Origin of the sequence: Pontibacter sp. FD36 (assembly GCF_015686655.1) — a bacterium.
Lineage (GTDB): Bacteria > Bacteroidota > Bacteroidia > Cytophagales > Hymenobacteraceae > Pontibacter.
The window spans coordinates 191,735-208,459 of sequence record NZ_JADPMP010000008.1 but is presented as its reverse complement, the minus strand read 5'-3'; the positions used below and the strand labels follow the sequence as shown (position 1 = coordinate 208,459).

18 protein-coding genes are annotated in these 16,725 nt (G+C 49.8%); 9 read left to right on the top strand and 9 right to left on the bottom strand.

Annotated elements, in window-relative coordinates; all coding sequences use genetic code 11:
* Positions 1-282: 282 nt before the first annotated feature.
* Positions 283-1,281 carry a zinc-binding dehydrogenase gene (locus I0P70_RS12910; RefSeq protein ID WP_196118487.1) on the bottom strand — a complete coding sequence of 333 codons (999 nt, stop codon included), beginning with the start codon at positions 1,279-1,281 and terminating at the stop codon, positions 283-285.
* 128 nt (positions 1,282-1,409) lie between these two features.
* Between I0P70_RS12910 and I0P70_RS12905 the strand changes: the two genes are divergently transcribed.
* Positions 1,410-1,913, top strand: a complete 504-nt coding sequence (locus tag I0P70_RS12905) for a GNAT family N-acetyltransferase (RefSeq protein ID WP_196118484.1) — start codon at positions 1,410-1,412, stop codon at positions 1,911-1,913.
* Between the two features lie 56 nt (positions 1,914-1,969).
* Here I0P70_RS12905 and I0P70_RS12900 read toward each other — a convergent pair whose 3' ends face one another.
* On the bottom strand, positions 1,970-3,202 hold the full coding sequence (locus I0P70_RS12900) for a S8 family serine peptidase (RefSeq protein ID WP_196118481.1): 1,233 nt from the start codon (positions 3,200-3,202) through the stop codon (positions 1,970-1,972).
* Positions 3,203-3,620: 418 nt separating this feature from the next.
* Here I0P70_RS12900 and I0P70_RS12895 point away from each other — a divergent pair, with 418 nt between their 5' ends.
* The gene (locus tag I0P70_RS12895) at positions 3,621-4,388 is read left to right on the top strand and encodes a peptidylprolyl isomerase (protein ID WP_196118478.1); all 768 of its coding nucleotides are present in this window, start codon (positions 3,621-3,623) and stop codon (positions 4,386-4,388) included.
* 84 nt (positions 4,389-4,472) lie between these two features.
* Here I0P70_RS12895 and I0P70_RS12890 read toward each other — a convergent pair whose 3' ends face one another.
* On the bottom strand, positions 4,473-6,944 hold the full coding sequence (locus I0P70_RS12890) for a prolyl oligopeptidase family serine peptidase (protein WP_196118475.1): 2,472 nt from the start codon (positions 6,942-6,944) through the stop codon (positions 4,473-4,475).
* A 274-nt stretch (positions 6,945-7,218) separates the two neighbouring features.
* On the opposite strand from I0P70_RS12890, the gene I0P70_RS12885 reads away from it, so the two are divergent.
* Together I0P70_RS12885 and I0P70_RS12880 are read left to right on the top strand one after the other, a co-directional pair.
* Positions 7,219-7,635, top strand: a complete 417-nt coding sequence (locus I0P70_RS12885; protein WP_196118472.1) for an STAS/SEC14 domain-containing protein — start codon at positions 7,219-7,221, stop codon at positions 7,633-7,635.
* 79 nt (positions 7,636-7,714) lie between these two features.
* The gene (locus I0P70_RS12880; protein WP_196118469.1) at positions 7,715-7,999 is read left to right on the top strand and encodes a ferredoxin; all 285 of its coding nucleotides are present in this window, start codon (positions 7,715-7,717) and stop codon (positions 7,997-7,999) included.
* A gap of 157 nt (positions 8,000-8,156) precedes the next feature.
* Here I0P70_RS12880 and I0P70_RS12875 read toward each other — a convergent pair whose 3' ends face one another.
* Together I0P70_RS12875 and I0P70_RS12870 are read right to left on the bottom strand one after the other, a co-directional pair.
* The gene (locus I0P70_RS12875; RefSeq protein ID WP_196118466.1) at positions 8,157-8,693 is read right to left on the bottom strand and encodes a ferritin; all 537 of its coding nucleotides are present in this window, start codon (positions 8,691-8,693) and stop codon (positions 8,157-8,159) included.
* Positions 8,694-8,877: 184 nt separating this feature from the next.
* Complete coding sequence (locus I0P70_RS12870) at positions 8,878-9,261, bottom strand: hypothetical protein (RefSeq protein ID WP_007653405.1); 384 nt, start codon at positions 9,259-9,261, stop codon at positions 8,878-8,880.
* Positions 9,262-9,372: 111 nt separating this feature from the next.
* Here I0P70_RS12870 and I0P70_RS12865 point away from each other — a divergent pair, with 111 nt between their 5' ends.
* Positions 9,373-9,747 (top strand): cupin domain-containing protein, encoded by a 375-nt coding sequence (locus I0P70_RS12865; protein ID WP_196118463.1) that lies wholly within the window; start codon positions 9,373-9,375, stop codon positions 9,745-9,747.
* 15 nt (positions 9,748-9,762) lie between these two features.
* Here I0P70_RS12865 and I0P70_RS12860 read toward each other — a convergent pair whose 3' ends face one another.
* From I0P70_RS12860 to I0P70_RS12850, 3 genes are all read right to left on the bottom strand, one after another.
* Positions 9,763-10,797 (bottom strand): hypothetical protein, encoded by a 1,035-nt coding sequence (locus I0P70_RS12860; protein ID WP_196118460.1) that lies wholly within the window; start codon positions 10,795-10,797, stop codon positions 9,763-9,765.
* 177 nt (positions 10,798-10,974) lie between these two features.
* Positions 10,975-11,712, bottom strand: a complete 738-nt coding sequence (locus I0P70_RS12855; protein ID WP_196118457.1) for a LytTR family DNA-binding domain-containing protein — start codon at positions 11,710-11,712, stop codon at positions 10,975-10,977.
* 109 nt (positions 11,713-11,821) lie between these two features.
* Positions 11,822-12,931 (bottom strand): sensor histidine kinase, encoded by a 1,110-nt coding sequence (locus tag I0P70_RS12850; protein ID WP_196118454.1) that lies wholly within the window; start codon positions 12,929-12,931, stop codon positions 11,822-11,824.
* A 574-nt stretch (positions 12,932-13,505) separates the two neighbouring features.
* On the opposite strand from I0P70_RS12850, the gene I0P70_RS12845 reads away from it, so the two are divergent.
* The 4 genes from I0P70_RS12845 to I0P70_RS12830 all read left to right on the top strand — a co-directional run bounded on the left by I0P70_RS12845 (position 13,506) and on the right by I0P70_RS12830 (position 16,181).
* Positions 13,506-13,979 carry a DUF2306 domain-containing protein gene (locus I0P70_RS12845; RefSeq protein ID WP_230392182.1) on the top strand — a complete coding sequence of 158 codons (474 nt, stop codon included), beginning with the start codon at positions 13,506-13,508 and terminating at the stop codon, positions 13,977-13,979.
* A 104-nt stretch (positions 13,980-14,083) separates the two neighbouring features.
* Positions 14,084-15,151, top strand: coding sequence for a DUF5700 domain-containing putative Zn-dependent protease (locus I0P70_RS12840; RefSeq protein WP_196118446.1), 1,068 nt, complete (start codon positions 14,084-14,086; stop codon positions 15,149-15,151).
* Between the two features lie 8 nt (positions 15,152-15,159).
* Positions 15,160-15,591 carry a hypothetical protein gene (locus tag I0P70_RS12835; protein ID WP_196118443.1) on the top strand — a complete coding sequence of 144 codons (432 nt, stop codon included), beginning with the start codon at positions 15,160-15,162 and terminating at the stop codon, positions 15,589-15,591.
* A 17-nt stretch (positions 15,592-15,608) separates the two neighbouring features.
* Complete coding sequence (locus I0P70_RS12830) at positions 15,609-16,181, top strand: hypothetical protein (protein ID WP_196118441.1); 573 nt, start codon at positions 15,609-15,611, stop codon at positions 16,179-16,181.
* Between the two features lie 25 nt (positions 16,182-16,206).
* Here I0P70_RS12830 and I0P70_RS12825 read toward each other — a convergent pair whose 3' ends face one another.
* Positions 16,207-16,542 (bottom strand): MGMT family protein, encoded by a 336-nt coding sequence (locus I0P70_RS12825; protein ID WP_196118439.1) that lies wholly within the window; start codon positions 16,540-16,542, stop codon positions 16,207-16,209.
* Between the last annotated feature and the right edge of the window lie 183 nt (positions 16,543-16,725).

Genomic DNA, 16,725 nt, shown 5'->3' with positions numbered 1-16,725 from the left:
CTATAAAACACCCTCTTTTTACCTACGGTCGCAATCTTCGAACCCGCCTTCTCGTTTGCCCTCAAGGGGGCAGTTTTAATTGGCAGAATCTGGCTTTAAAGCTTTGCAGCCCCTTTTTAGCATGTTTCGGACAGTAGTGGGTAGAGGCCCTCTATTCGGGTGAAATCTGGAATAATACTCCTATCTGAAAAGATCCAGATCTCTCCTGTCGTCGAGATGACAGAAAAGTCGAGAGGATAGGTATAACTCAGCTGAAAGTGCGGTTGGTGATTGTGAAAAAAACTAACCCACCTTCACAACGATCTTGCCGAACTGCTTGCCAGCTTCCATGTAGCGCATGGCCTGTTCGGTTTCTTCCAGCGGGAACACGATATCCACGACAGGTTTCACTTTCTTCTCTTCCACAAAAGCGATCATTTCAGCGAAGTCCTGGTTGGTGCCCATCGTGCTGCCGTGTATGGAGAGTTGTTTCCAGAATATTTCAGCAGGGTTGATCTGCCCGATCATACCGGTTGTGCCACCGTAAATACCGATGCGGCCGCCTGGCTTGGCCAGCTTTACAAGTTGTACAAAGCCTTCGCCTGCAGCTCCGTCAATGCTCACGTCGAATCCACCCACTTCAGCTTTCAGCTCCTTGCCCCAATTCTCTTTTTTATAATTGATGCCGCCAGTCGCACCCAGCTCTTTGGCTTTTTCGATTTTCTCGTCGGATCCGGATGTCACCCATACCTCTGCTCCTGCCGCTACGGCAAACTGTACTGCAAACAGCGCCACACCGCCACCTGCACCCGTGATCAGTACCCGCTCACCGGCTTTGAGTCTGCACTTGGTAAACATAGCACGATAGGCCGTCACACCTGCCAGCGGCAGCGCTGCCGCTTCCTCAAAACTCAAATGTGCTGGCTTGCGGTGCAGGTTTGAAGCTTTCACTTTCACGTAATCGGCAAAAGCGCCATCCTGTGGCATACCCAGCACTTTGTACTCCTTGCTGTGGGCATGCGGGTTGTCGCCCCAGTCTGTTGAAGGATCGATCACAACCTCCTGCCCTATCCAGCTTTGGTCCACACCCTCCCCTACTTCCGTCACGATACCGGCACCGTCCGATCCTAAGATGGCTGGGTATTCTTTGGTGAAATAACGGCCGTACTGTATCCAGACGTCGCGGTGGTTCAGGGCGGCGGCTTTCACCTGCACGATGGCTTCACCGGGACCGGCAGTGGGTGTTTCTTTCTCTATCAGCACAAATGGACTGTTGATAGCTTCGAGGTAGATGGCTCTCATAGTATTTGGTTTAAGGTATATGTACAAAGTTAAAACTTCTGCTTTAAGCTGAAAACCTGCCGGGGCAGGCATTGGCTTTTTATACGGGAGCGCCTATCTTCGTTGTCCATACAGCAAAATCACAGCGCATGAAAAGCAAGTTTAGTATACAGGAAGCAGCCACTGCCGACATACCCACCATTCACCGTCTAGCCGAAGCCATCTGGGAGCCTACCTACCGGTCTATACTTTCGCGGGAGCAGATTGACTATATGTTTGGAGTGATCTATACCCATGAAGCTCTCGAGCGACAAATGAAGGAGAACCAGACCTTTATTATACTGTACGACGGTGCTGAACCTATAGGCTTTGCGGCATATTCCCTTAAGGAGTCCGATGGACCGGTTTACAAGCTCAACAAGATATACCTACTCCTATCCCGGCAGGGTGAGGGACTGGGCAAGCAGCTGCTTGATGCAGTAGAAGAGCGTGTCGGGAAAGCCGGCGCCCGCTACCTGGACCTGAATGTGAACAAATACAACAAAGCAAAAACTTTTTATGAGCGTTGCGGCTACCAGGTACACCTCGAAGAAGACATTCCGATCGGCCCTTACTGGATGAATGATTATGTGATGCGTAAACAATTGACATAAAAAAACGGGCAGCCTCGCAGCTGCCCGTTTCAATTCACCTTAATTAACGATTCGGATTATTTGATCGCGATTGGATCTGGATTTCCGTCTGGGTCGTTATTCACAGTGCCACTGGTTTTAAGTGGGCCGTGCAATAGCAGACCTGCTACGTGCGGAGATGCCATAGAAGTACCGCTGATCGTATTATAGCCACCATCTTTCCAGGTAGAGTTGATGCTCACACCAGGTGCGCATACGTCCACTGGTGGATTGCCATAGTTAGAGAAGCTCGCCCATGAGTCAGAAGAGTTCATGGCAGACACCGTATAGATGTTGGCATGGTTAGCACGGGCTGGAGATGAGTTGTTAGCGTGCGTAGACTCGTTACCGGCAGCAAGCGCAAACTTGATACCTGTGCTAGCCGCAGCTACTACTGCATCATCAAGCGCCTGAGAAACCGGGCCACCCAAGCTCATGTTGGCTACGTCGCCAGATTTACCAGCAGATGCTACATAGTCAACACCGCCAATTACGCCAGAGTAAGAACCGCTACCACGTGAGTCAAGTACTTTCACGGCAACAACAGTGGCGCCATGCGCTACACCGATCACACCAATTGAGTTGTCAAGAGCAGCAATAGTACCGGCTACGTGCGTACCGTGGCCGTTACCATCATCAGCAGAGCTGGCATCTTTACCTGAAGTAAAGAAAGTTCTGCTGCGGTTAACATCTACATTCAAGTCCGGGTGGTCTAAGTCGATACCAGAGTCAATCACCCAGGCAGTTTTACCAGTAGCATCACCATAGCCTACACGTGCAATACCGTATGGTACAGTCTGGCCAGTAGAGCCACCGCCACCACCTGGACCTTTACCTGAAGGAGGTGCCAGCATGACAATTCTGTCTGGCTCGATATAAGCTACACGGCTATCGCGGCGAAGCGCATCCACCTGGTCATCGGTTAGTCTTGCAGCCATACCCAGTATCGCCTGGCCGTAAGCCTGCTCAATAGTTGCGTTGGCAATACCATTAGACGCAAGCAGCTCCTGCCCCATTTCGCGCACCGCGCCTACACGCTCAGCATAGGTAGCAGTACCATCCAGACGCAGGTTGGCATCTTTCTTAAATACAACAATGTATTGCCCCTTGATAATAGCTCCATTCTGGGTAGAGGTCTGTAAATTCTCTGCTACTTCGGTGGCTTCAGGAGCCTCAGAGTCGCAAGAAGTGAATGAAACTGCGGCAGTAGAGAGAGCTGCCCCAAATAGTACAGAACGCAGTACGTTCTTAACGCGTAAGGTGTTTTTCATACGTGTAAAATAGTTAGGTTAGTTAAAGTTTTAAGGTTTATTATAAGGATAGTGAAAGCCAAACTATTAAATAGGATTTTTATATCCAAATAAAAGTATAATTTATTTTAGTGTTTTTTTCTAAAATGTACTTGACACTATCTCCAGGCCGCACGTTGTTGCAACATCTAAATTGCACTGAAATCAGGGGATAATTTCTTGTATACACAGCAATTTGAGCGCTTTCCAACAGATATAAGCGATTCGCTATTTTTGGAGGCGGCTTTATACGCAACTCTAAATTTAAGGTTTACATTCACAAAGCACTATCTTTAAAAAGTTTAATTTTAATAGATTTTTAACAACAATACAGTACAATTTTATTTGCACTTTATAACAGCGTTTCGCTATATTAACAGTAGCACTAACCCGATCCCTTATGAAATACTCAAAAAAAGCATTCATCTCCTCACCTCTCCTGTGGGTGATCGCACTTTTTATGGGAATGGCAGCTTGCCAACCCAAAACAGAAGAGCAGGCTACTGCTGAAGAACGTGAAACCACCACAGAGACAAAGCTCGAACCGCTCACATCAGAAAATGTGGTGGAGGTACTGACAGCTTATGAAAAAGAGCACCCTGACAGCCTGATTCTCATCAGCACCCGCCACGGTGATATTAAGCTGCGCCTATACCCTGAGACGCCACTGCACCGCGCCAACTTTGTGCGTCTCACCAAAGCGGGCTTCTATGACCAGGGAGAGTTCTACCGTGTCGTAAAAGGCTTTGCCGTGCAGGGCGGCGACTCCGACAACCGCACCATGAAACAGGGCGCCTACAAGATTCCACAGGAGTTCAACCCGAACTACATCCACAAGCGTGGCGCCTTAGCCATGGCACGTTACGGCGACGAACGCAACCCGGATAAGGAATCTTCCTCACACAACTTTTATATCACATTGGGAGAGCCCAGAACGCTACAGGAACTACGGGCCTATGAGGCGCAGCATAATATGAAGTATACGCCGGAGCAGGTGAAGCTCTACACTACCATCGGCGGTGAGCCGGCGCTGGACCAGGAGTATACAGTGTTCGGGGAAGTGGTAGAAGGGATGGATGTGATTGACAAAATAGCCGAAGAGCCGGTAGACGGACAAAAATGGCCACTCACCATTGTTCCGCACAAGATCAAGACAATAAACCAATAGGCTATACCTGCCCCAGGCATAAAGAAAATGCCCCGACCTGTATGGCCGGGGCATTTTCTTTTATAATACAGGTATGGCTATACCTTACTGTATCTGACGGTTCTTTACGTAAGTGTTCAGCCAGGTATCCATTTCCCACAGCATGTGCAGAATCGATTCACGGGCTGCGTAACCATGGCTTTCGTGCGGCAGGAACACCAGACGAGTGGTGGCGCCGTGGCCTTTGAGGGCATTGTAGAATCGCTCACTCTGGATCGGGAAGGTACCGGAGTTGTTGTCGGCCTCACCGTGGATCAACAGGATCGGGGTTTTTACTTTGTGCGCTGCAGAGAATGGCGACATACGGTTGTATACCTCCGGGGCCTGCCAGTAAGTACGTTCTTCCTGCTGGAAACCAAACGGCGTCAGGGTACGGTTGTAAGCGCCGCTTCTGGCTATACCTGCGGCAAACAGATCAGAGTGCGCTAGCAAATTACCGGTCATGAAGGCACCGTAGGAGTGACCACCTACGGCAATGCGCTTCGGATCAGCCACACCCATGCCCACCGTTTTATCAATAGCGGCTTTGGCGCTGGCTACCAGTTGCTCTACATAGGTGTCGTTTGGCTGGGCATCTCCTTCGCCCACAATCGGGAAGTCCGTGCGATCCAGTACGGCATAGCCTTGCGTTACCCAGAACAGCGGCGAACCAGAACTGATGCGGGTAAACTCGTAAGGAGAGCTCTTCACCTGACCGGCAGCCGCTGCGTTCTTAAACTCACGTGGGTAAGCCCACATCAGCATCGGCAGTGGGCCATCGCCCTTCTTGTAATCCTTCGGCAGGTATAGCACAGCTGTCAGCTTCACGCCGTCGTTGCGCTCGTACTGCAGCAATTCCTTCTGCACACCTTCCAGCTGAGGGTATGGGTGCGGAAATTTCGTCACTTGTGTCAGCTGCTTCTTGTTCAGGTCACGCACAAAGTAATTCGGCACCTCTTGCTCTGACTCGCGGCGGGTGATGATGCGCTTGCTGTTCAGGTCAATGATATCAACCGGACGCTCATAATAAGGAGCCTCTGAGCGGAACAGGATCTTCGCTTTTTTAGATTTCAGGTTGAACTCACTCAGGAACGGACGGTTGCCTTCCGGAGACCCACCTTCACTGATCATGTAAATGTTGTCACCTTTCTTGTCGGTCAGCAGCACACTGCGACCATACTGGTTCTTGGTATAAACCGGGCTGCCCGGATCACTGTAACCGTCCTCATAAGAACGCTCAATCAGCACCGTGCCAGTCTGCGAAGGCTTAGCTGGGTTCACACGCACGACACGCTCGGTACGGGTCTTCCAGAGGCGTTCGTTTACCAGGGCCAGGTCATTGTTGCCCCACTGCACGCCACGGTAGCGGTATTTGGTACCGGCTAGTTTAGCAGGCTTCCCGGAGAACGGTGCATCCAGCATGAATACAATGTCACGCTCTGCCACTTCTTTGGTAGCATCGCCACCGTCCTGCGCTTCTACCCAGTATAAGGTAGCAGCCTTGTCAGGTCGCCAGTTGTAGCTGCGCGGGCCTTTGGCTACATTATCAAAGCCGATTGGAATGTCTTCAGCCAGCGGCAGTTGGGACAGTTGCTTCACCACTTTCCCATCACGGCCCCATACCTCCACGTTGTAAGGGAAATAATAGTGCGGCACCAGGTATGAGTAGGGCTTCTGGATCGTTTCCACGAGCAGGTACTGTCCGTCTGGCGACACATCGGCGCTCTTGATGATACCGGCTTGTCCCACATTCTGCTGCTTGCCGTCCAGACTCACCAGTTTTAGTTGGGTCTGCATGTAGTAGTCGAACAGCTGCTCGTCATACTTGTTCTTTAGCAAGTCCTGGTACGTGCGCGAAGGGTTCGCCTTACCGATGTTCTCCTGGATGTTCGGCCCGCTTGGCACCAGGTTAGCTTTTGGCATTTCGCCACGCTTCTCGTCCACAAACTTCACAAGCAAGGACTTGCTATCCGGCATCCACGAAAACGGACGGCCGCTATACGCGTCGTTGAGCTGTGCTTCGGTTATTTTGCGTGCCTGCCGGTCGGCTATACCTGCCACCCACAGCTCGATGCCGTTGGCCTTGGTGATAGTGAAGGCAATCTGTTTTTCATCCGGCGACCAGGTCACATAGGAGATCTGAGCGTTTTGCGGAATCCCGCTTACCTCGAACTCCTGCCCGCCATCCACCTGCTTCAGCTTGATGTTGTTGATGAACGAGGCGCGGCTCTGCCCGTTTGTAGCGGGGTTGATGCGGAGGCCGGCCAGACGGCTTTCGGGCTGTGCCAGTTCTTCAATGCTAGGGTAGCCGGCCCGCTCGAGCAGCAGCATCCAGTCGCCTTTTGAGTTGATACTCACACCCGGCGTGGATGGTGCGTCGATGATGGAGGCGATGGCCTCAGGTGGTCGCTGATAGCCGGTGGTGGCTTGGTTGCCGCCCTGCGCCAAAGCGACAGGAGCCGGGGAGCCTGCCAATAGCAACAGGCTCAGCAACGAAGCAGCCAATCGCTTCGAGGTTCTCAGAGTCTTGATGTGCATGTTTCTTTTAAGGTTAAGATAGGTTAGATGTGCGATTAGACAATAAGTGTATCCGAAGGTTTAACTTACTACTGTTATCAGAGAAAAACTATTGTTTAATTATTTTTTGCTCAGGCGCATACTTTCCCTTCATCCATATCATAGCCTGAAGTACACCCGTATGAAAATAGCAGCCGTTCTGTATACTTTCTCGATTTCGGACTTCAGGAAAACTACTCCTTGAGTTGTTTTGGTTATATTGCATCTGGCTATACCTGGACAAAGCTATCTACCCATGAAATTACAGGAGCTTAAATCTTCTACAGGCAAGACTTATCTGACCATCCACTACGATGAGCAAAACAAGTGGGTCTACAATGATTGGATCGGCTACGTAACCCCTGAAAACGTGAAACAGGGTAGCCTTGCCGTGCTGGAAGCTATAAAGCAGCACAGCGCCGCCTGCGGACTGAATGATAACCGTCACCTGGTGGGGCGCTGGGATGATTCTGTAGAATGGATTGAGGACGTATGGATACCTGCCGCCGCAGAAGCTGGCCTGCAGTACTATGCGCACGTAGCAAATGAAGATGCTTTTGCAGCCGCCTCTTCGTCGAATATGCTAAGCCGGGTACAAGGCCGGTTTGAGATGCGTATATTTGGGGGTATCAAAGAGGCACGCGATTGGCTTACAGCCTGTCAACAAAAATGAACGGAAGGTATACAGCTTCACGTACATGAACTATTTCACAGCTATTCCTCTTTAAGAGGAAGACAATTCACACGTATACATGAGCAAAGGATTCAACGTACCAGACAAGGTGATTTACGTCTGCACGGGTAGTAAATGCAAGAAAAAGGGTGGCAAAGATATTGGCAAGACGCTGCGCAACATGATCAAGGAGATGGGACTCAAAGGACAGGTAGAAGTGGTGAAGACCGAATGCACTGACCGCTGCGACTTTGCCCCTGTTATGAGCTTCCAGCCTGACAACGTATGGCTGCACCACACCACGGAAGAGCAGGCTATTCAAACGTTCAAGGAGCATATTCTGAAGTCAGACAAACAGGTATAGGGAATTTTAAAACCTACAGAATACTCGACAAAAGATATTCGCAACAGGTATAGCTGCCGGTAATTGCGACTCTTGTTGACTTCTCAGGTATAGGGCATACCAACAAAAAAGCCTTTGGAGCGAATCCAAAGGCTTTTGCTTTTTATAGCGAAGTTAATTAATCCTCGTAAGTGTCTTCGTACGTGATCTTCGGCACACGCTTGTCGATTTCGTACTGCCCTGTTCCCTCCTCGCCTATCACATCGAAAAGCTCGAGCGCACGACGGGCCACATATTCTTCCTCGATCTGCTCTTTCAGGAACCACTGCAGGAACGTGAAGGTCACAAAGTCCTTTGACTTCATGCACTTGTCAGCCATGCGGTTGAATGACTGCGTTACAGCGATCTCCTGCTGCAGGGCTTGCTCAAACACGCTTCTGAAAGAGTCGAATTCGATCTGTATACCGGAGATGTCCGGAGATACGGCACGGCCGCCCATGTCAGACACGTACTTGAAGAGGCGCAGCATGTGCTCACGCTCTTCGTCAGACTGCTTCTTAAAGTAGCCTGCACTGAAGTCGAAGCCATTGCGGTCGCACCAGGCCGACATGGCCAGGTACATAGACGAAGCCTCAGCTTCCATTTTGATCTGTTCGTTGAGTACTCTCTCTATTTCTTCGGTCAGCGAAGTTCTTAGCCTTAGTAAATCCTTCATAGGTATAGGGGTGTTTTCGTTCTAAATCCAGGGCAAACTCATGTAGAGCTTGCGTCCTTTATTTCTACCATTAAGGTAAGTATAATGTTCTGAAAATGGATGTACGGAATGAAATATGGAAGAAGTCTAAATAAAAAAAGCACAGCTTGGGGCTGTGCTTACAGGTATAGCTCGTGTTGTGGTGCTAGGCTTCGAGCGGCGTGAGGCACTCGTGCAGCATGCGGTTCAGTTCCAGGCTAAACTTGGCACCTTCCAACAAGTCGCGCAGGGCGTACAGTTCGGTCAGCGACAGGATAAAGCAGCGCTCACAGCCGCACACCGCCACGATCTCGTAATCAGAGGAGCGAGAGGGGTTGGCGGCCATCTGCTCCAGGTCAATGCTGGCAACAGCTTGCTTCAAACGCAGAAAAGTGTCTACCTTGAGCACGTTTAGCGCACCGGCGAAGTACAGCATCAGGCGGTTTCTGCGATCGCACTGGAATACGGCTCCGGCTTCGTTTGCATAGATTTCGACCATTTCAGTGGCTGCTGTCATCATCTCCCCGGGCTTTGCTGTAGCTGCTATCATGGTAGTGGCGCTTGTTGTCTTATTTTGAATGACACAAAGGTAAGCCCTATTTAGAATCAGTCCAAATAAATTTAAATGATATTCGTCAACTCTATCTAAAACAGGTATAGCATGAACCAGAAAATAGAAAAAGTAAACCTGGCAGAGAAGTTCGCCCTGATACCCGACCATTGGAATCCGCGCATTGCCGGAGAGCTAAACGGACAGCAGGTGAAGCTGGCCAAGTTCAAGGGCGCTTTTGACTGGCACCACCACGAGCACGAAGACGAGCTGTTTCTGGTCATGAAAGGCAGTTTCGATATGGAGTTCCGGGACAGGACGGTTACAGTGCAGCCCGGCGAGTTTCTGATCGTGCCCCGTGGCGTAGAGCATCGGCCAGTAGCGCATGACGAAGCAGAAGTGCTGCTCTTTGAGCCCGCCTCCACAGTCAACACCGGCAACCTGACCGATAGCGAGCGCACCCGCACTGACCTGGAGCGACTATAGTGCCGGGTATAGCCCTTACCTGATCTTCGCCTTTTTCATGATGGTTTTGAGGTTGAGCCGCACCAGGTCGCCCATGCCCTCGCATTTAAGAAATTCGTCTGAGTTATGATGCTGGGCCAGTTCCTGCTTCAGCTGCACTATCTTTTCAGGTGTGGAAATAGTATCGCCGCGCATACAGTCGATCAGGTCTTTGAGGCGGTAGCGGGCCGTGCGCAGACGCCGGAAAATAAGCGTGCGCTCCTCGTTCTGGTACTGCTTGATCACATCCGGTTTCAGTAGCGTGAGTACCAGGTCCACGATCACATTATTGTCTTTAAAGAATTGGGGCAGGTACATCGACTTGCGCCCTTCGTAGGATTGCTGGTCAAAGTCGATGGGGCGCACGCGGTACTGCTCATCCTCAAAATCAGGCGTGATATCCACCACATAATTATAAGAGCGCATATCGCCGAGCAGGCGCACGAAGCAGCGCTCGTTAAACTTCACAAACTCCTTGGCAATCCGCACCTTGTTCGTGCCCTTCCTGTTCAAGTACTCCTTTATAAAGAGGTCGCCCGGTATACCTGCAATGTGCTCTTCAATCAGTGTATCGCCATCCACAAGGTAGTTGATGCGGTTTGGCGACAGAATATACTCCAGCTCCAGGCCATAAATGCGGGAGGCATCGGCACGCTTCACATAAAAGTAGTCGTAGTTGTCGTTGAGCTGGTTCATGATCTGCACCCGGAATGGATTGGAATTGCCAAAGGTGCAGTAATCGACCCGCGACACGTACAGGTGCTCCATCACCGACATATCGCCATCGGTTTTGAGCAGGGCGTAGATCTGCGTGAGTCCCTTGCTTAACTCCGCCTGCTCCTGCTGGTCAAACATGATCGTTTCCCAGAGCGTGTCGTGCCCCTTCTTGTCATAGTAAGGGAAAGAGTCGGTATAGTGGATCAGGTCTTCGTAACGCACCGGCAGTTTCGTTTCCCGGTCGTATTCGTGCAGGTAGTTGCGCAGGCAAGTAGCAATCGGATAAAACTGCTTCTTTTTGGAGATGGAGTTCAAGATGAATGAGTAATGAATGGTGAGTAATGAATAATTGGGGAAGAAGGCAGTTATACCTTGGAGACTTATACCTTAAACCTGCTATTCAAGTTTATGATGCAAAGCAGGAATAAATTTTCTTCTTCATCACCCCTTCTAATTATTCATTATTCATTCCTGATTATTCATCATCAGAATCTAGGATTCCAGCAGGTTGTTTTGTCCGAGCACCTGCAGCACTTCATTTTTGTAGAGGCGGCCGATCGGGATTTCGGCTTTACCTACATCGACGGTAGTGGCGGAGAAGGCCTGCACCTTGTCGAGGGAGATGATAAAAGAACGGTGGATGCGCAGGAACTTGTCAGTCGGCAGTTTCTCCTCCAGAAACGAGATCTTCTGGTACGAGATGATTTCTTTTGTGTCGGTCTTTACCCGGATGTAGTCTTTCAGGCTCTCGATGTAGAGTATGTCCGCCAGCATCACCTTCACCATTTTTTTGTCAGCCTTCAAATAGATAAAAGCGTCCCTGAAATCTGGCTCTGCGTGGCTTGCCGCTGCGGGTGGGCCTGCTATACCTTTGGGCTCAGCGGGCGTCACCTTGGCCACGGCTTTCAGGAAGCGGTCGAAGGCGATGGGCTTGAGCAGATAGTCCACGGCGTTGAGCTCATAGCTGTCGAGGGCGTAGTCGCGGTAGGCGGTCGTGAAGATCACCTTAGGCGGGTTAGGTATGGACTTCAGGAAATCTATACCTGTGAGCTTAGGCATTTGGATATCGAGGAATATTAGGTCGATGTGCTCGGTTTGAAGGCAATTGTAGGCTTCCACGGCATTGCTGCAGCGGCATACCAGCTCCAGGTTGTCGAGGCGTTCCACAAAAGTCTCCAGCACATCCAGCGCCAGGGGCTCGTCGTCTACTATCAGGCAGCGTAGTTTCATGTTCTATTCAGGTATGGCTATTCATTTTGTGTGTTAGACCGAGCTGATGCGTTGGTTTATACGTTAGACAGTCACTCCCACATGGGCAGGGCTGTTAAGTTCTAACTATTTACCCCTGTCTCAAGTCCAGCTCCAGGCGCACGGCATAGCTTTCTGGCTCGTCCTCTACTTCCAGGCTATACCTGTTTTCGTAAAGCAGTTCCAGTCTGCGTCGCACGTTTTTCAGACCTATACCTGATGCAAAATCCCGGTTACTCTCACTCGCTTTTTCACCGCATTTGCAGTTCTCAACCAGCACAGCCAGTGTATTCCCCTGCACTTTCACGTCTATCCGTATCCAGGCATTCTCTGTCTCGGTACTTACGCCGTGCTTAAATGCATTCTCCACAAAAGGCAGCAGCATCATAGGGGCAATCTGCTTGCCAGCTATACCTCCCGACTCGGAATAGGTGATATCTACACGGTCACCGTAGCGAATGCGCTCCAGGGCGATGTAGTTTTGGATGTAGTTCAGCTCCTTCTCCAGCGGCACCTTGGCAGCTGCGGCGTCATAAAGCATGTAATCCATCAGGCCCGACAGCTTCAGCACCACCTCCGGCGCATTTTCGGACTTACGGAGCGTGAGAGAGTACAGGCTGTTGAGGGTATTGAACAAGAAGTGCGGGTGGATCTGTCCTTTCAGGAACTTGAGTTCAGCCTCGAGCTTGTCCTGTGCCAGCGACTGCGTGGCCTGCTGATCGCGGTACCAATTTTTGAGCAGGTAAATCGTCGCCGAGATCGATACGAGGTAACCCAGGTTCACGGTATTGCGCACAAAACGGTAGAGCGTCAGGTTATCGTTGGTGCAGGTGGTAGGGCAGATGAGCGGGTGAATGAGCAGTGGCATCAGCACAAACTGCATCAGGATGCCGATGGCCCCCATCATCAGGAGCAGGTAAACAAAAAACTCCAGGTAGCGCTTCTGCAGCAGGTACTGCGGCATCAGGAAGTACATGTTGAAGTAAACCAGCAGCATCTTGAACGGCAGCTCAATGAGCTCGATCATGAAGGCATTGTAGTAGTCGTCGATATAGCTGCCATAGAGCAGGCCGAAAAAACAGACGTATACCGCCCAGAAAAGCAGGTGCAGCAGCAGCCTGTTTTGGGTAATGTTACGCACATCCGGCAGACTCCACTCCTTCACCTCCAGTTCACGCGCCGCGTTCATTTTTACTTCCATGCTGCAAAGTTACGTTTTCTGCGCATCAAGTCCCTAACCGACAGGCGCTTTTAGACGAGCGGCTATACCTGCCACCCGAAGTGCAGCCATCATACCGTGTACAGCCTGCGGGGTGCTATACCTGCTGTAAAGGCATCCGAAACGGTCGCTTGTCTAAAAGTCAGAATTGTGAGTGAAGCAGTGCCTATACTTGCATCACTATCGGGGAATACAGAAGCCCCTTAGTGCTGCATAGAGATTTCTGTAGGCTGTAATAAGGCCGTTGTCAGCAGTGTAGCCTTCGGGCTCTTGCCGACAGTGATTTGTTAGAGTAGTAAAAGGCGCTGCCGGTATGGTGGCGCCTTTTTCTTTTCCGAGGTATATAACACACCAGAATTATCCATATATTAGTGAAGTGGTATACAGTTTGAATCTGTGACGCTGTAAATATCACTGAAATACACGCTACATAGTGCAGATAGTAGGAGTAGGTATAGCTGCTAGCAGATAGTTGGCAGCAATGCTAATTAATAGTAACACAGAATTTTATTTTCCAGCCAAGCTTAAAATAGGTAATAACTAAAACTAATTGAAAATGTATGGCTTTGTAAATTCCAATTTAGGCTGGTTCCATTTGGCCACTGCCTTAGTGGCTATGATAGCTGGTGCTTTTGTCTTAGCTGCGAATAAAGGTACAGTACAGCATAAAAGAGTAGGCTATGTTTATGTTTTTGCCATGGTTTTGGTTTGTGGGTCTGCACTGGGTATCTACAATTTGACTGGAAGATTTGGGGTGTTTCATATAATGGCTATTGTTAGTTCACTTACTTTGGCATTGGGAATGGCACCCTTGTTTTTAAGGGGGCTACCAAGAAAGTATAAAGCTGTCCATATTTGGTTTATGTACTATTCAGTTCTAGGACTCTATGCGGCATTTGCATCAGAGTTAAGTGTGCGAATCCCAGATAAGCCTTTCTTTACCATGGTTGGAATTGCAACTGCCACAATCTTCGGAGTGGGAACTGCTTTTATCCTGAAAAAAAGAAAAGATCTGGACCAAATACTTTGAGCAGAAGCTCTACTGCCAACAAAGTGCATAATACAGACTTCGGCTAGGCCTTACCCACATTATAGCACGAGACGTTACCCAACATAATCACCTAATCCTTTCACATGAAAACACTCTTTACTCTACTACTCCTACTCACCTGCAGCTGTATCGCCAAGGCCCAAAAGATAGACGCTGAGGCGGCAACACGCTACTTCGAACTGACCGACAGCCTCCGTCAAGGCAGAGCTGTGAGCGACGAGCTTTGGAAAAACTTCCTGAGCTTAGAGGGAAACAATCAGTATATCCGGAACCAGGGCTATAACGAGAAATACCTCAACCGCTTCCGCAAGGACATGGAAGTGGTGTACATGCCACAGCACGACAGCCTGTTGCAGGAGCGGCTGAAAGATCCGCAGCAACACTACAACACGTACCTGATTCACTTTAACAAAGCCAACGAGCCGCAGTTGCAGGAGTACCTGCAAAAGATACTCCATGACCAGGATGCTTACCTTGCCTCGCTATATGCGAAGACCTACTCGATGCTGCCAAAGCGCATGCACCACACAAGACCGGAGCTTACGCTATACTTTAACGCATTGGGCAACGACGCAGTGGCCAATCATGGCAATGTAGTCCTGACCCTGTGGGGAACCTATGTGTATGATCGGGAGAATTACGGTATCCTGGGCGGCCATGAACTCCACCATGCAGTCAGAAGCCAGAAGAAATATGCCGTGGCAGAGAAAGACGAAAGCCTCCTCCTGATGCTACAATTGCTGCTGAACGAAGGTGCCCCCGACCTGATCGACAAACACTTTACCATGTCTGAAAACATGCCGGAAGACATGAGGTGGGGCAACTATCTGTTGCAGCTCGGCCAGACTCAACTGCCAAAGGTAGACGAAGCGATTCGTGAGATGGCGGCAGGCACCAAAGTCTATACCAGTCAGCAAATAAAACAGCAGGTGATCGGTATGAGCGGCCATATACCTGGCTTCTACATGGCCGATGTGATCGCACGCAATGGGTTGAAGAAGAAGCTTATCGCCAACATCGACAATCCCTTTCAGTTTATTTACCTGTACAACAGGGCTGCAAAAAAGGATAAGGCAAAGCCGGTGCAGTTCTCAAAGGAGTCGATTGCGTACCTGAAAGAAGTAGAATCAAGCGCAAAACAGCTTAACTAACGCTAACTATGAAACAGTTTAACTTATTTCTCCTCCTGCTCCTCCCCTTTCTGTTCGCCTGTAAAGATGAATGCGAAGGAATAGACTGCCTCTCAGATGAAGCTTTTGCCTTTACGATCAAGTCTGCTGAAAGTGGGGAGGATTTGCTGTTTGGCAGCAATGCGCAGCTTGGCTTGGATGATGTGGAGGTATACTATATGCAAAACGGCACCAGACAGCCTGTCCAGTTTAGAGCTGAGGCCAATTATGTGGTAGTGGCTTTGGCCCCGGAAGTGACAGAATACTACATCACCGCGCTAGACCAGACAGACACGATCAGACTCGCCATATCCAGCATTGGCCCGTCGGAGTGCTGCCCACGCACGCAAAAGGTAGAAGACCTCACTGTCAATAACCAGACCCCGAATCAGGACAGCTGGGTGATCACATTACAGCGGTAAGCTCTCCTTTTACGCCCATGCTTAAGTACCTGAGCACTTTCTTTATTTCTCTGTTTGCGGTCAGCACGATCGTGGTAGTCGCCTATCTGCTGGGCGTCACTTCCTTTTCATTTGCCTGGGTTTTGAATTTTATGCTCATGATGGCAGTCTCTTCTATCATGCAGACCTTAAAGCCCAAGCTCACGGCAAAGTATTTTGAGTGCAAGCAGTGGGAAGCAGATGGGAAGGTATACAGGTGGCTTGGCGTACACATTTTCCGGAAACTCTTGGTATGGATTGGCTGGGAGAAGCTTCATAAAGCAGCCAACCCAGTTAAAAAGGATCTTGGCGCACTAAAGCAGCTGGAATACAACACCCGGCAATCTGACTTCGGGCACCTTGTCATTTTCTTCATTGTGCTCGCCGTCACCTTTTTCGTCGCTTATCAATATGGGCTACAGCAGTCGTTGTGGCTTGTTTTTCTGAATGTGGTCCTGAACATTTACCCCATTATGGTGCAACGCTACAACCGGCCTCGTTTACAAAGAGCCATTCAGATATACAGCAATCTACCATTTGTTCCCTTCAGAGCCGAGCTCAACCACCAGTAGCAGAACCAACAAAACTTTCTTAAACTCACATCAGCTCCCTGGCCGGGTCCCAAAACAACTTTTCAAACTCCACCACCTGGTCATTCTCCACCTTCACCCCCTCCTGCTCCAGGCGCTCCTGCATGGCATTGGAAGCTTCGAAGTGCTGCTTGCCTGTGAGCATGCCTACCCTGTTGACTACCCGGTGCGCAGGTATGGCGGTGAAAGGCTGTGAGGCGATTAGCGCCCAGCCCACCATGCGGGCAGACCCTTTAGAGCCCAGGTAGCTGGCAATGGCCCCATAGGAGGTTACCCGCCCCTCAGGGATCAGCTTAACTACCTCATAGACATCCTCAAAAAAGTTTTTCTTGCTGTCACTCATACCTTTGTACAATTTCTTTTTTTCGTTTTTAAACCTCTGAAGCTGCCGTTTGTCTTACAATAGTGTCTGTTGGTAGAGTTCGTCTACCGCATGCTTTATTATACCATGATAAGCATGTAAATTTAGTCGTTTTTCGATATTGTCTATACGTTAAATACAAACCTTAATTTTATACCTTTGAGG